Source organism: Mucilaginibacter sp. R-33 (assembly GCF_049949235.1).
Lineage (GTDB): Bacteria > Bacteroidota > Bacteroidia > Sphingobacteriales > Sphingobacteriaceae > Mucilaginibacter.
Genome location: NZ_CP188089.1, coordinates 409,392 through 422,676 on the forward strand (window position 1 = coordinate 409,392; position 13,285 = coordinate 422,676).

At 42.9% G+C, this 13,285-nt stretch carries 13 protein-coding genes and 1 tRNA gene; 5 read left to right on the plus strand and 9 right to left on the minus strand.

Going from position 1 to position 13,285, the window contains the following annotated elements; genetic code table 11:
- Window positions 1–230 precede the first annotated feature (230 nt).
- Genes gap through pfkA form a run of 3 tightly spaced genes read right to left on the minus strand, consistent with a single transcriptional unit; the run spans window position 231 to window position 3,075 of the window.
- Window positions 231–1,226 carry a type I glyceraldehyde-3-phosphate dehydrogenase gene (gene gap / locus ACP26M_RS01965; RefSeq protein WP_426585670.1) on the minus strand — a complete coding sequence of 332 codons (996 nt, stop codon included), beginning with the start codon at window positions 1,224–1,226 and terminating at the stop codon, window positions 231–233.
- Window positions 1,227–1,232: 6 nt separating this feature from the next.
- Window positions 1,233–2,081 (minus strand): hypothetical protein, encoded by an 849-nt coding sequence (locus ACP26M_RS01970; RefSeq protein ID WP_426585672.1) that lies wholly within the window; start codon window positions 2,079–2,081, stop codon window positions 1,233–1,235.
- A gap of 7 nt (window positions 2,082–2,088) precedes the next feature.
- A complete protein-coding gene (pfkA, locus tag ACP26M_RS01975) occupies window positions 2,089–3,075 on the minus strand; it encodes a 6-phosphofructokinase (protein WP_426585674.1) in 987 nt (328 codons plus the stop codon).
- A gap of 129 nt (window positions 3,076–3,204) precedes the next feature.
- Between pfkA and ACP26M_RS01980 the strand changes: the two genes are divergently transcribed.
- On the plus strand, window positions 3,205–3,897 hold the full coding sequence (locus tag ACP26M_RS01980) for an NUDIX hydrolase (protein ID WP_371328320.1): 693 nt from the start codon (window positions 3,205–3,207) through the stop codon (window positions 3,895–3,897).
- 373 nt (window positions 3,898–4,270) lie between these two features.
- On the opposite strand, the gene ACP26M_RS01985 is transcribed toward ACP26M_RS01980, so the two are convergent.
- Window positions 4,271–5,131 (minus strand): N-acetylglucosamine kinase, encoded by an 861-nt coding sequence (locus ACP26M_RS01985; RefSeq protein ID WP_112652617.1) that lies wholly within the window; start codon window positions 5,129–5,131, stop codon window positions 4,271–4,273.
- Between the two features lie 318 nt (window positions 5,132–5,449).
- The gene (locus ACP26M_RS01990) at window positions 5,450–6,379 is read right to left on the minus strand and encodes a Nif3-like dinuclear metal center hexameric protein (protein ID WP_426585677.1); all 930 of its coding nucleotides are present in this window, start codon (window positions 6,377–6,379) and stop codon (window positions 5,450–5,452) included.
- Window positions 6,380–6,487: 108 nt separating this feature from the next.
- Here ACP26M_RS01990 and ACP26M_RS01995 point away from each other — a divergent pair, with 108 nt between their 5' ends.
- The 4 genes from ACP26M_RS01995 to ACP26M_RS02010 all read left to right on the plus strand — a co-directional run bounded on the left by ACP26M_RS01995 (window position 6,488) and on the right by ACP26M_RS02010 (window position 9,916).
- The gene (locus ACP26M_RS01995; RefSeq protein ID WP_426585679.1) at window positions 6,488–7,669 is read left to right on the plus strand and encodes a glycosyltransferase family 87 protein; all 1,182 of its coding nucleotides are present in this window, start codon (window positions 6,488–6,490) and stop codon (window positions 7,667–7,669) included.
- 276 nt (window positions 7,670–7,945) lie between these two features.
- Entirely contained in the window at window positions 7,946–8,914 is a 969-nt protein-coding gene (locus ACP26M_RS02000; RefSeq protein WP_426585681.1) for a glycosyltransferase family 2 protein, read from the plus strand.
- Window positions 8,895–9,701 carry a polysaccharide deacetylase family protein gene (locus tag ACP26M_RS02005; protein WP_426585683.1) on the plus strand — a complete coding sequence of 269 codons (807 nt, stop codon included), beginning with the start codon at window positions 8,895–8,897 and terminating at the stop codon, window positions 9,699–9,701. The genes ACP26M_RS02000 and ACP26M_RS02005 overlap by 20 nt, the downstream gene beginning before the upstream one ends.
- Window positions 9,702–9,842: 141 nt before the next feature.
- A tRNA-Arg gene (locus ACP26M_RS02010) sits at window positions 9,843–9,916 on the plus strand.
- A gap of 262 nt (window positions 9,917–10,178) precedes the next feature.
- On the opposite strand, the gene ACP26M_RS02015 is transcribed toward ACP26M_RS02010, so the two are convergent.
- The 4 genes from ACP26M_RS02015 to ACP26M_RS02030 all read right to left on the minus strand — a co-directional run bounded on the left by ACP26M_RS02015 (window position 10,179) and on the right by ACP26M_RS02030 (window position 13,138).
- Complete coding sequence (locus ACP26M_RS02015) at window positions 10,179–10,865, minus strand: helix-turn-helix domain-containing protein (protein WP_426585685.1); 687 nt, start codon at window positions 10,863–10,865, stop codon at window positions 10,179–10,181.
- Between the two features lie 111 nt (window positions 10,866–10,976).
- Window positions 10,977–11,945, minus strand: coding sequence for an SDR family oxidoreductase (locus ACP26M_RS02020; protein WP_426585687.1), 969 nt, complete (start codon window positions 11,943–11,945; stop codon window positions 10,977–10,979).
- A 117-nt stretch (window positions 11,946–12,062) separates the two neighbouring features.
- Window positions 12,063–12,767, minus strand: coding sequence for a helix-turn-helix domain-containing protein (locus ACP26M_RS02025; protein WP_426585689.1), 705 nt, complete (start codon window positions 12,765–12,767; stop codon window positions 12,063–12,065).
- A 23-nt stretch (window positions 12,768–12,790) separates the two neighbouring features.
- A complete protein-coding gene (locus tag ACP26M_RS02030) occupies window positions 12,791–13,138 on the minus strand; it encodes an ArsR/SmtB family transcription factor (RefSeq protein ID WP_090533366.1) in 348 nt (115 codons plus the stop codon).
- Window positions 13,139–13,285: the final 147 nt, after the last annotated feature.

Here is a 13,285-nt window from a genome sequence, read left to right on the forward strand (position 1 = left end):
TTTATCTCAGTTTCCTGTTAAAGCATGTTAAGCAAATCTGTACAGTTCGCGATTGCTTCGTACCTCGCAATGACGTGGTGGAGAGGTACTGCTAAGCAAGTTCGCCCTGTATTGTTCGCGATTGCTTCGTACCTCGTAATGACGCGGTCGGGAAAAAGTGGGTATCCCACAAACAAAAAACGCCCTCCGGTTATCCGAAGGGCGTTTTTTATGATCTAAAAAATCAGCTATTATAATTTGCCAAGTTCCTGAACAAGGTCAATCAGTTTATTCGAGTAACCCCACTCGTTATCGTACCATGAAACAACTTTTACGAAGTTTTCATTCAGACCGATACCGGCTTTAGCGTCGAAAATTGAAGTGCGTGAATCGCCTTTAAAGTCTTCAGATACTACTTCGTCTTCGGTGTAGCCAAGGATGCCTTTCAATTCGCCTTCAGAAGCTTCTTTCATTGCAGCTTTGATGGCTTCATAAGAAGCACCGTTTTTCAAACGTACAGTTAAGTCAACTACAGATACGTCGGCAACTGGTACGCGCAGGCTCATGCCTGTTAATTTACCTTTTAACTGAGGTAAAACTAAACCAACCGCTTTAGCTGCACCTGTTGATGAAGGGATGATGTTTTGGTAAGCACCACGACCGCCTCTCCAATCTTTTGCAGATGGGCCGTCAACTGTTTTCTGCGTTGCGGTAACAGCGTGTACAGTGGTCATCAAACCTTCTTCGATACCAAATTTATCGTCCAATACTTTAGCGATAGGCGCTAAACAGTTGGTAGTACATGAAGCGTTTGAAACGATGTTTTGATCGGCTTTTAACGCTTTGTGGTTAACACCCATTACAAAGGTAGGGGTATCATCTTTTGCAGGGGCGCTCATTACTACTTTTTTAGCACCGGCGTCGATGTGTTTTTGAGCAGTTTCCTGAGTTAAGAACAAACCGGTTGATTCGATTATCACCTCAGCACCTACTTCGTTCCATTTAAGGTTGGCAGGATCTTTTTCGGCAGTAACACGGATGGTTTTACCGTTAACAACCAAATGACCGCCTTCAACGGCAATAGTACCATTGAACTGACCATGGGTTGAATCGTATTTTAACATGTAAGCCATGTAATCTGGCTCAACAAGGTCATTAATACCAACAACTTCAATGTCTGGTCTTTCAATTGCAGCCCTGAATGCCAGGCGGCCAATACGGCCGAAACCGTTAATTCCTATTTTCATGATTTTTTAATTTTTACTTGAATAGTAGGTTAATAAATTATTTATGGGTTCTTTAATTATGTTAGTGATTTGCAGATCAGCTTCGGCGGCAGCTTCATACAAGTGTTCCTGAAAATTAAAAGCAACAGAGCCTGCAAAGTGAACAGACGTACCCGGGTGTTGCTGATATAAAGGTAACAAATATGTGGAAATTAGCTTGCTAAATCCTTTTTTTATGACGTTTTGCAGATGATGATCATTCTTGTTATCGAGGTAAAAATCGGTAAAGGAGCTCAAAAATAAAGCCGGTTGCTTTTGGCGGTAGACCTTTTCGAGCAGGTTTTTACGGTCGGCATCGTACTTATGGATAAACTTTTTACGGATGGATGGTGGCAGGGTATCGTTCATGAACTCCTTAATAAGCTGCCTGCCCAGCCAGTTGCCCGAGCCTTCATCGGCAAGGATATAACCCAAACCGTAGTTGTTGGGCCAAACTCTTCTTCCATCGTACCAGGCGGCATTGGTACCGCTGCCGCAAATGCTTACAATGCCCGGTTCATTTTTACAACATGCAATAGCCGCGCCGGCAATATCGTGCTCAATAGATATTTTACCGAACTTAAAGAATGCTGAAAACGCGTTATGAACAATCTTCTTCCGCTCATCGGAAGATGCGCCTGCGCCAAAAAAGTAGATGCGTTTTATTACTTCGGCGTGGTGTATAAGATTGATGTTTTTGTTGAGCAATTGAAGGATATGCTTTTCGTCGTTAAAATAGGGGTTTATGCCATTGGTTTTAAAGGAAGCAACAGTTCTTCCCTTATCAGTAAGCCTCCAATGTGCAAAGTACGATCCGCTATAAACAACTGCAATCATTAATAATCTATATCGATAATATATCCATCATTTGTAAAAGGTCTTCTTCAAGCTTAAACTCATGGTGGTTAAGTGCTGCTTCCAGGTCTGTCATCATGATCTGGTTGGCCTGCAAACCTACCATTTTTTGTGATTCGCCGGCAACCAAAGCGTTAACTGCTGCAAAGCCAAGCCTGCTGCCCAAAATACGGTCAAAGCTTGACGGTGCGCCGCCCCGTTGCAAGTGGCCTAAGATAGTAACTTTTATGTCGTAATTTTTAACTTCTTGTTGTACAGCCTTTGCCACGTCATAAACACCGCCATTTTTATCACCTTCGGCAACAATTACAATGCTTGATGATTTTTTGTTCATGTGCCCCTCTTTAAGGTTTACGATCAAATCATCAATGGCGGTAGCACGCTCGGGCAGTAAAATAGCCTCGGCGCCGCACGAGATACCTGCACGCAAGGCAATAGCGCCCGAATCGCGGCCCATTACCTCAATAAAGAAAAGACGGTCATGCGCATCGGCGGTATCGCGGATTTTATCGATAGCCTGGATAACCGTATTGGTAGCGGTATCAAAACCAAGGGTATAGGTTGAGCCGCAAAGGTCATTATCAATAGTACCCGGAACGCCCATTACGGCAATGTCGGGGTATTTGCGCGAAAAGCGCAGCGCGCCGGTGAAAGTACCATCGCCGCCAATAACAACAAGGGCATCGATACCACGGGCCTTAGCATTTTGGTATGCTATCTCCATGCCTTCATCTGTTTTGAAAGGCAAGCAGCGCGCGGTTTTTAAAATGGTGCCGCCTAAATTAAGGATGTTACTTACCGAGCGTTTATCCATGTCATACATGTCATTGTCAATAAGGCCTTTATATCCTTGCCTTATCCCTACAACTTCCAGCCCGTTATACAGTGCGGTCCTCACAACAGCACGGATACAAGGGTTCATTCCGGGGGCATCACCACCCGAAGTTAAAACCCCTATTTTTGATATTTTACGCATCTTTCACTCCTTAAGTTTACGCTACGAAGATACTGTGTGTAAATTACACCATTAAATTTTATTTATTTTTTTTTGGATTAGGAATTAAGGCTATATCTTTAAACTTATTAACTAAATCTCACTAATAGTTTGGAACTAATGTTACCCAAGTTTGATTCCGTATTCTCGATTGACTGCGTGATATTCGGCTTTGAAGCCGGCGAGCTTAAAATTTTGCTTATTGAGCGAAACGAAGAGCCTTATAAAGACTGGCTTGCGCTGCCTGGCTATATTGTTGAGCAGGACGAAAGCATCGACGATGCCGCCGAGCGGATCCTGTATGAACTTACGGGCCTGCGCGATTTGCATATGCAGCAGTTCCATACCTTTGGCGAGGTAAACCGTCACCCGCAGGGCCGTGTAATTACGGTTGCTTACTATGCGCTGATCCGCATAAACGGGCAAAAGGAGCTACGCCCGGTAACACAATACGCCAAAAAAGCGTTTTGGCACCCGGTAAGCGAGCTGCCTAAACTGGCGTTTGACCACAGTGAGATCTTCAAAACAGGTTTCAACAAAATAAAACGCAGGCTGCACTATCAGCCGATAGCGTTTGAATTATTGCCCGAAAAGTTTACCCTCACGCAGCTGCAGTCGCTTTACGAAGCTGTGTTAGATAAAAAACTGGATAAACGCAACTTCCGCAAAAAAATGTTGAGCTACGGCTTTTTGAAGGAGCTTGATGAAAAGCAGAAAGGGGTATCGTACCGTGCCGCTAAGCTTTACAAGTTTGATAAACGCAAATACGGTAAGATTTTTCAGGGAGAGATGAACCTTGTGTAGCGGCGATAGAGTCAGGAAATCAAGATCTAAGAATCAAGACCATTAGAAATAAGAAAGGTTGGAATGTTTTTCCAGCCTTTTTATTTTTATCTCACTCTCCAACCCGTCATTGCAAGGTACGAAGCAATCCCCAATAGGCAGAGGGGCTATGCAAATCCGCCCTGTACAGTTCGCGATTGCTCCGTACCTACCCATGAGGTGGTGGTAGAGGATGTCCACGTTTATCTGTAAGTACAGTGACACGGGTATACGGACAGACGGCATCATCATCCCATTGATGTACTTAAAAAGCAAAAGGGCCGGAAAATCTTCCAGCCCTTTTTATCTTAGAATCTTAACGTCTTAGGTCGTGATTCTTGACTTTTGCTTCTAACTATAAAGAAGAAGGTGCTAATTCCAAGTGGTATTTCACCAGGTTATCTATAGGTGAGCGGATGATGTTGCCAACAACCATACCATTTTCGGTAACCACTTCTTCAAGCACATTGCGGAAGTTATAACCTACCGAGCCAATGCAGTTGAAAGTATATTTTTGATAATCAGGGTAGTGGGTAACCAGGTTGCGGAAAAAATCTTCGAACGAGGTGCGTACCAGGTTGCGTGAGTATTCGATGTGTACGTTGTTATCGTAAACAAATTTGCTGAAGCTTGCGCAAAAACGGTTTGCACGTGGCTGGGTGTAAACCTGCTCGTTGATATCATCAGGAGTAAGTTTGTAAGTTTCCCAGAAAAGGGCACGTACAGGCTCAGGCATGTATCCGCGCAGGTAATCTGTTAACAGCTTTTTGCCAATGTAGCAACCGCTGCCTTCATCACCCAGGATGTAAGCGCCCGAATCGATATTGTGTACAACTTCTTTACCATCATAAATGCAGGTATTGGTTCCGGTACCTAATATAGCGGCAAAGCCTTCGGTGTTGCCAAGCAGGGCGCGGGCAGCAGCAAGCAGGTCATGACCAATATTAACCTTTGCGCCAACGAAAACCACTTTCATGGCTTCTTCAACAATCTTACGCATTTCGGGGGTTGAACAACCTGCACCGTAGTAATTTACCTCGGTGATCAGATTTTTTTCAAGATCGGTAGGCAAACTTTCGTTTAGTGATTGTATAATATACTCTGTACTTGAAAAGTATGGGTTATAACCCTCGGTATTAAAGTAAACTTTTTTTCCCTCTTCGGTAACCAGGCACCAATTTGTTTTGGTTGAGCCACCGTCAGCAATTATGATCATAAATTTTTGTTTTTTTAAAAATCGGTTAAAAGTAGGATTAACTTATTGTAAAAAAAACACTTTGTATTTCAAAAAATGAAAATTGCGATTTTTACGTAGATTACAGCTACTTTTTAATATAAATTAAACTTTAACTGGCGATTTTATGCCAATGTTATCAATAATTAATCAGGTCAACTATACCTTTTTTTAAATGTAAAGGTTACAGATAAGCAGTTTCCTTCGCCATTTAAAAACAGAGTAATTTACAATTGTACGTAATGTTACATTATTTAGCAAAATATTGAGTTTAATTAAAGCTAAAACGTGTATTTTGTATTACATAAAGGATAGTGAATTGCCAGGATGGATGTGCGTAGCTTTAATACCTGGTACGTTTTGATGTAACCAGCCTATCATAAATTCTGAACCGGGCTCTTCGCTGGCAATGTGCCCTAATACAATCAATGAAAGTTTATCGCCTTTGGCTTGCGCATCCCGCACATATTCGGCGGTTTCCCACTCCGAAATCTCGCCGCAAATCAGTACATCGGGCTTTTTGGTGCTCATTTCGGTGATCTGCCTTTTGCCGCCTGCAGCTCCGGGTAGCAGCAGCACCTTTTGGCAGCTTTGTGATGGATTGCCTATGTAGCGTACCTTTTCAATTTTAAGTTTCTTTTTCAACGTTTCGATGAGGGAGCTTAACGGGGTTGATGGGATACTGAGCAGGTTCCCGGTTTCGGGCTTATAGTAGCTTACCCAATCAAGCTGTTTTAGTAAGCCAATGCCAACGCCATCGGGTTTAAGGCTGTGTATGGTATCATGGTTGCGCCAAACGGCAATGTTGTGCTTATCCAGCAGTTGTTTTTTATATTGATATACATCATCGTTGGCCAGCCAGGTGGTTTCATCGGCATGGTTATAAAAAGTTGGCTCATGCGCTATAATGAAATTAGCGCCTAAACTAATGGCCTTCTCAATGATGCCAATCGTGGCAAACATGGTGGTTACTATGCCGGTAACCACAATATCGGGGTTACCCGATTTTAAGGTATCCACCGTATTTGGAAACGGGGCGCCCGGTACCTGTTTCATAAACAGGTCGATGATTTGCCCTACCGTGATGTTTTCATCGGGCTTAACAAAGGTTATGGCATCCGCGGCAAATGGAGCCGACAGCAATGCGGCGGTACCTGCTAAAGCGCCTAACTGACCGATAAATTTACGACGGTTAGGATTATGGTTAATTGGGGAGGAGGTTGATTTCATGGTAATGATTGGATTTGATCAAAGATAGCACAGGTAAGTTAATTTAAGGATTTGTAATAATTGTGTGACATATTTATATCTTCGCATAAATTTAACGATCCCTAATCCGTGCAAAAACTTGCTAAGCTTATCACTAACAAACCTTTTGTTTATTCTTTATGGTTTGGCCTAAGTTTGTTTCTGGTAATTAAAGGTGTTTTGGCCCACCAGGGGTTCAACAATTACACCATCTTTAAGTATAACTTTTTAAATACCATCCATCAACATAACCTGTATGCTTATCAGCCCGAGCATTATTATGACCTGAACCACTACGGACCCGTATTTTCAATTATCATGGCACCATTTTCTATCCTGCCCGATAGTATCGGGGTTATTTTATGGGTGCTGTTTAACGCGTTTATTCTGTTTGAGGCAATTCAATTATTGCCGCTAAAAAAAGATCAGTATGTTATTGTGCTTTTGTTGTGCGCCCATGAATTGATGACGGCATCGGCCAACGTGCAGAGCAACCCCATGATAGCGGCGCTGATCATTTTGAGCTTTAACTTTATCAAACGCGAGCAGGATTTTTGGGCTGCATTGATGATAGCACTCGGTGCCTTTATAAAGCTGTATGGAATAGTTGGGCTGGCTTTCTTCTTTTTCTCGGCAAATAAGCCAAAGTTTGTGTTAAGCTTTATATTTTGGTCGGTAGTGTTGTTTGTTTTGCCGATGGCCATTTCATCGCCTTCTTTTATCATCCAAACATATCATGATTGGTATGCCGACCTGGTGGTCAAAAACTCGGGCAATCAACATTCGGTAATGCAGGAAATTTGCTTTACCGGTTTTATCCGCAAAGCTTTTCATTATGATGACCTTAAAAATATGTATGTAATAGGGCCGGCGCTGGTGATGTTTGCACTGTCATACCTGCGCATAGGTGCTTATAAAGTTGTGGAATACCAGCGGCTCATCCTTTCATCGGTGTTGATCTTTGCCGTTATCTTCAGCAGTTCGGCCGAATCATCAACCTATATCATCGCTTTTGTGGGTATTGCAGTTTGGTTTATGAATTTAAACCGACCGGTTACCGGCTTCGAGATATTCCTGTTGGTTTTGGCGCTGTTGATAACAAGTCTTTCCCCTTCAGATCTTTTTCCCTCCTTTATCCGTACCCAATATATCGTTCCTTATAAACTAAAATCAATACCCTGCTTTTTGATCTGGATTAAAATAATTTATGAAACGCTTACCAGGGATTTCGCGGGTGAAAAGAAAAGTGCATTGAATACGGCCGCAGTTTAGAGGATTACTGATATGAAAACAATTTCTGCAGGGGCTAATTTTTGATGTAAAACCCCGGAAACTTGCAGATTAATAAATAATTATTATTTATGTTTGTAACATAAAAGTTACGTTTGGGGAATTTGGCACCTTGTATTTAAAATCTGATTACGGCAGTTACAGTTTGTAGCAAATTAGCGTAAGGTTATTTAAGTAAAAAAGGGTGCCTAAAGGTATTCAAATATAAACTTTAATTACTTATACCACCTATTACAATTAAAAATCCATAGTATAACTATGACTTACCTTGCCGATAAGAAGATCTCTATTGTTATACCCTCTCATAACGAAGAAAAAAACATTAGTTATTTAATTGAGCAACTTCGTGAAACACTTTCGCCCACAGGATATGCCTATGAGCTGATCTTTGTTGACGACGGAAGCCGTGATAATACCCTGAATGAGTTAAAGATCAATGCCGAGTTGCATTCCAATGTATTTTATGTAGAACTTTCGCGCAACTTTGGTAAAGATTATGCTCTTAAGGCCGGTATTGCAATGGCGCAGGGCGATGCCGTGATAACAATGGATGCTGATTTGCAGCACCCGCCACAGCTGATCCTGAAGATGTTAAATCTTTGGGAAAATGGCTATGATATTGTTTACACCTATCGCGAAGGCGAAAACCCTCATGGCAAGGGTTATCAGAAAGTTACCTCAAAATTGTTTTACAAAGGCCTTAACATGCTTTCGGATATCAAGATGGAAAATGGTACCGCCGATTTCAGGCTGATTGACGAAAAGGTTGTGAAGCAGCTTAAGCTCATTGATGAGTACGAGATCTTTTTCCGGGGGATAATTAAGTGGGCGGGTTATAAACAGGTTGGCATTCCTTATGTGCCATCAAAACGGCATACCGGCGAGGCAAGCTACTCGTTTGCAAAGCTGGTTAAACTTGCTGTAGGCAGCATTGTGGCGTTCAGTGCAAGGCCGCTTTACATTGTATCATTAATTGGGTTACTGGTTTCGTCATTGGCCATTTTGTATATACCATACGTGCTGGTAAGCTACTTTTTAGGTTACGCGGTTTCGGGCTGGGCTTCAATTATTGCCACTATAGCCTTTTTTGGCGGCCTTCAGTTGCTTGTGATGAGTGTTATAGGGGTATATGTGGGAAAAATTTTTATGCAGTCAAAACATCGCCCGCATTATATTATCCGGTCATCAAATGTTGTTATTGTAGATAATGATTTTATTAGGGTTTGATGTTGAGGAGTTTGATATGCCGTTTGAGTACGGCAAATCAATACCATTTGATGAGCAGCTTGAAATTTCGACAAGGGGTGCCAACACAATACTCGATTTATTAAAAGACAGAGGCATACAGGTTACCTTTTTTTGCACAGCTAATTACGCCAATCATAAGCCCGGACTTATCAAAAGGATGGTAGCCGAAGGGCATGAGATAGCATCGCACGGGTATTATCATTCAGATTTTAAGGCCGAACATTTAAGGCAGTCGAAGCTGGTCTTGGAGGATATTTCCGGAACTGAAGTAACAGGCTTCCGCATGGCACGGATGATGCCTGTTGATGAGGCTGAAATGGCAAAAGCCGGCTATAGGTATAACTCGTCTATAAACCCAACCTGGCTGCCCGGGCGGTATAATAATTTTGATAAACCACGTACCTGGTTTTATGACCATGATGTGCTGCAGATCCCGGCTTCGGTTTCGCCGTTGGTACGCTTTCCGCTGTTTTGGCTAAGCTTTCATAATTTGCCGCTATCTTTATTAAAACGTATGGCTTCGGCAACGCATAAAAAAGACGGTTATCTGAACTTGTATTTCCACCCCTGGGAATTTACCGACCTGCACGATAAAGAAAAGTTCGGTTTCCCAGGCTATGTTTCCAAAAACTCGGGCGAAGCTTTTGTACGAAGGATAGCTGATTTTATCGATTGGGCAATGGACAAGGGTTACACCTTTGGACGGACGGACGGATTTTGTGAAACAATTAAAAACAAAAATAAACAAGAGCCCGTATTACATTAACAAGCTGTTAAGCAGCTTATAGCAAATCAATTACCAAATTGATTGTTATTTTCAGCATAATTTTGCATATTTGCACCGCAAAAAAATATACAGTATACCACGGGTTAGAAACCCTGTTTATATTTGTAGTTTAGACGCGATGGTCCTATAGCTCAGCTGGATAGAGCAACAGATTTCTAATCTGTAGGTCTTTGGTTCGAATCCAAATGGGATCACTTATAAGAAAAGCCGTTTCAGTTAACAGGAAACGGCTTTTTTCGTACATGGGGGCACTTTTGAGGGCCTGCCATATCTTGAATCGACAGTCGTCGTATCAGCTTGTCCCGGAACATAGTGGTCAAGTTCAACAGAATCTCCACCCATCAACGAGTATTGTATCGACTTTGTAGCCCCTGTAAAAGTCATTACTAAGTGAGTTCATATGTGCTATTTCCCGGGTAAGCGAGTTATAGACTATACGAAAGTCTGGTTCTTTTTTCAGTAAAGCACAGCAGTCGGCGCAAGCCCGAATTGCTTTTTAAAGGCAAAGGAAAAATGGGACAGATTTTCGAAGCCCAGCTCAAGATAAATGTCTTTGGGCTTTTGGCTTTGCTGGTGGATGAGAAAGTAAGCTTCTTCCAATCGCTTTTTTGTCAGCCAGCGTCCGGGCGTGTCGTTATAGATTTGCTGAAAGTCACGCTTGAAAGCGGATAGGCTTCTGCCCGTCAGAAACGCGAAGCGCTCCAAAGGGACATTAAACCTGAAGTTCCGGGTCATGAAGGCTTCGATGTCTATCTTTTGAGGCGCACCGAAGTTGAACAATACGGCAGCAAGGCCTGGGTCGTTTTTGAGCAGGATCAATAGCAGTTCCTCTCGCTTGAGATCTGCAAAAGCTTCCTCGATCTCGGCCTCACCCCTATAATAGGGTTCGAGGGAATGGATGAAGCTGGTGAGCAGCTGATCGTCTTTGACCGGCCGGATGGAATCGTCTGACGTGGCGATGCCGGTATCTACCCTGTGCCGGACTAAAAACCGTTTTAGAAAAGCTTCATCCAGCACGATGACGATCTTTTTAAAGTCACCGTCCTGCTGCTGCTTGGTGTAGCGTAGCAAATGGTTCTTGCGGGCGATGCAGCTGTCGCCGGGATGAAAGTGGTAATGCTTGTCGCCACTGTATGCCAGCATAGAGCCTTTTAGGAGGTACAGAAAGAAATGATCGGATATTACCTGTTCGGGAGATATTCCGGGACCTAAATGACAGGATTGCAGACTACTGGCGATCATGCTCAAAAATACTTAATTCAAAAGACTATCCGCACTTGCCAATATCACTTCTTCCTTACTGCGAGGATGCCAATTCAATACCCGCTGTGCCTTTTCGTTGGAAATGGCAATATAGAAGGATTCATCCAGCGGTTTCAGGTCGGCGATATTTCCGGCGTATTCGGGTCTTTCTTTCCGGATAAGCTCAGCCACGTCGTAAAGGCTCATGACTCCGATGGCTGTTGCCAGGAAGCGCTCGCCCGCTGCGGCCGGATGTGTCATTGCTTTGAGGTGAATATCGGCTACATCACGCACATCCACCACGCCAAAAGTGAAGGGCAGCGTTTCTTTGATCTGGCCATCCAATATGCCTTTCACAAAGCCGATAGAGGTGGAGAAGTCTTTTCCCAGGGCAGGGCCGAATACGCCTACCGGGTTTATTACGGTGAGTCCCATGCCGTCGCCCTCGCTGTTGATCCAGTCCCAGGCAGCTTTTTCGGCAATCGTTTTAGATTTAATGTAGGCGCGGTCTGTCAGTTCGGGGTCTGTCCAGTCTTCTTCCGTAAAGGTGTAGCCTTTGGGATCTTTGCTGTAGCCAATGGCAGCAAAGGATGAGGTTAATACCACGCGCTTCACACCGGCATAGCGAGCTGCTTTCAATACTCGTAACGCGCCGTCCCGCGCTGGTATAATAAGCTCATTGGCATCTTCGGGTTCTTCGGCAGGAAATGGGGAAGCTACGTGCAGCACATAGGTGCAGCCATCAGCTGCCCGGTTCCAGTTTTGGTCATTAGTCAGGTCTGCTTCCACAAAGGCGAGGTTTTCAAAGGATTTGATTCCGGCTCCTCTGAGCAGGTTAATTACTTCATCTTTTCTTTTTAAGGAGCGAAGGGTTGTTTTAACAGTGTAGCCTTGTTGTAAGAGTTGAAGGATACAATAGATGCCAATGAAGCCTGTGCCGCCTGTTACTAATACGGTTGGTTGTTTGATGTTATTTTCCATGTTGAATTTTCTTTTAACAAAGATGGCGCTAATGCGGCTTGCCTGTTTTGTTTAGAAGTTCAACTTTGTTTTGTTTAAAAGTCCAGAAAATTTGATTTTGCTTTAATTTGCTGACATTTATCGGGTAGCCCGCTTGGTCGGGAAATGTTCAGGGATGGGAATACCGGCCTGCAGCACGTGACTGACATTTTTTAATACGACCTCGTCAAACCCGCTTTTGTCAACCATTTCCACAATTTTGAAGCTATAGAATTGCTTTTTTAATACATCACATTCAACAGATAGTGCCAGCGCCAGCAATTGTAGCTTCCCAGGAGGAAAGTCCTTTTTATCTGATTCTATCCTGCTTAAGTCGCTCCGGTTCATTCCAAGTTCTGCGGATAAATATTCTTGTGAAAACTTTAATGTTGTCCTATACTTTTTGATCAACCTGCCAAAGCTCAAAGCGGCAGGTGGGAGGCTCTCTTTCCCGGAAGCGACGGTGTTAGGGTTTAGTGGCTCAATAGGTGCGTAGCTGCCGATGATTTTGAAAAGATCGGCGAACTGCCTGGCAGGGCGGTTTATATCGGATGTTTTAAGCTCATATCTGATCTTTCTATTCTCGCGTCTGATGGTTACAAAGCCTGCTTTTTTAAGATCGGTTATATGCTTCGTTAATTGCCCTGGGTTAAAAGGAAGAGAAAGTAATGCCTCGTGAGATAGTATGTTGCCATTCGCGATAAGCGCTTTGAAGATACATACCCTGATTGGTAGCGCCAGCAACCTGGCAAAGTTGCAAAGTTCCAGATCTGCTTTATTGATATCCATATTTGAACCGGGCATAAATACGAAATTATCAATATAAATTAATGTTGTTCCGGTTCAGCTTCGTGGGAATCCGGTATGCCCAGTTCTTCTACGAGGCGACCATAATGTCTGGCGAATCTGCTCCACATATTTTCATTTAATGTATACAAAGATCTTTTTCCATCGATGCTAACCGATATCAATTCGGTTTTGATCAACTCCTTCAAATGGTGGGATACTGTAGATTGTGCGAACGGTAGAAATTCCACGAGCTCGCCTGTGGTAATCCCAGGTTTCCTTGCAATGATACGGATAATAGAGATCCTACCGGGGTGCGACAGTGCTATGGATACATCTGAAATGAACTGGTCGGGATAACTGAACTCTTCTGTTTTCTTTTGTGCCATCGCTGTTTACAATTATTTGATCGTGCTAAAATAGAGTTTGTTTTTTGAATGTTGGAAGCTTCTTAATCTATTTAAGATTGTCTATAATATCGATTATTCAATATATTCTTTTTGATAATATGAAATTAACATTGGCTTAATTTATCG

Excerpts from the sequence above, each read along its gene's own strand:
- gap (WP_426585670.1), bottom strand. The coding sequence starts at position 1,226 with ATGAAAATAGGAATTAACGGTTTCGGCCGTATTGGCCGCCTGGCATTC.
- ACP26M_RS01970 (WP_426585672.1), bottom strand. The coding sequence starts at position 2,081 with ATGATTGCAGTTGTTTATAGCGGATCGTACTTTGCACATTGGAGGCTT.
- pfkA (WP_426585674.1), bottom strand. The coding sequence starts at position 3,075 with ATGCGTAAAATATCAAAAATAGGGGTTTTAACTTCGGGTGGTGATGCC.
- ACP26M_RS01985 (WP_112652617.1), bottom strand. The coding sequence starts at position 5,131 with ATGATCATAATTGCTGACGGTGGCTCAACCAAAACAAATTGGTGCCTG.
- ACP26M_RS01990 (WP_426585677.1), bottom strand. The coding sequence starts at position 6,379 with ATGAAATCAACCTCCTCCCCAATTAACCATAATCCTAACCGTCGTAAA.
- ACP26M_RS02000 (WP_426585681.1), top strand. The coding sequence starts at position 7,946 with ATGACTTACCTTGCCGATAAGAAGATCTCTATTGTTATACCCTCTCAT.
- ACP26M_RS02005 (WP_426585683.1), top strand. The coding sequence starts at position 8,895 with ATGATTTTATTAGGGTTTGATGTTGAGGAGTTTGATATGCCGTTTGAG.
- ACP26M_RS02015 (WP_426585685.1), bottom strand. The coding sequence starts at position 10,865 with ATGCTGGCATACAGTGGCGACAAGCATTACCACTTTCATCCCGGCGAC.
- ACP26M_RS02020 (WP_426585687.1), bottom strand. The coding sequence starts at position 11,945 with ATGGAAAATAACATCAAACAACCAACCGTATTAGTAACAGGCGGCACA.
- ACP26M_RS02025 (WP_426585689.1), bottom strand. The coding sequence starts at position 12,767 with ATGCCCGGTTCAAATATGGATATCAATAAAGCAGATCTGGAACTTTGC.
- ACP26M_RS02030 (WP_090533366.1), bottom strand. The coding sequence starts at position 13,138 with ATGGCACAAAAGAAAACAGAAGAGTTCAGTTATCCCGACCAGTTCATT.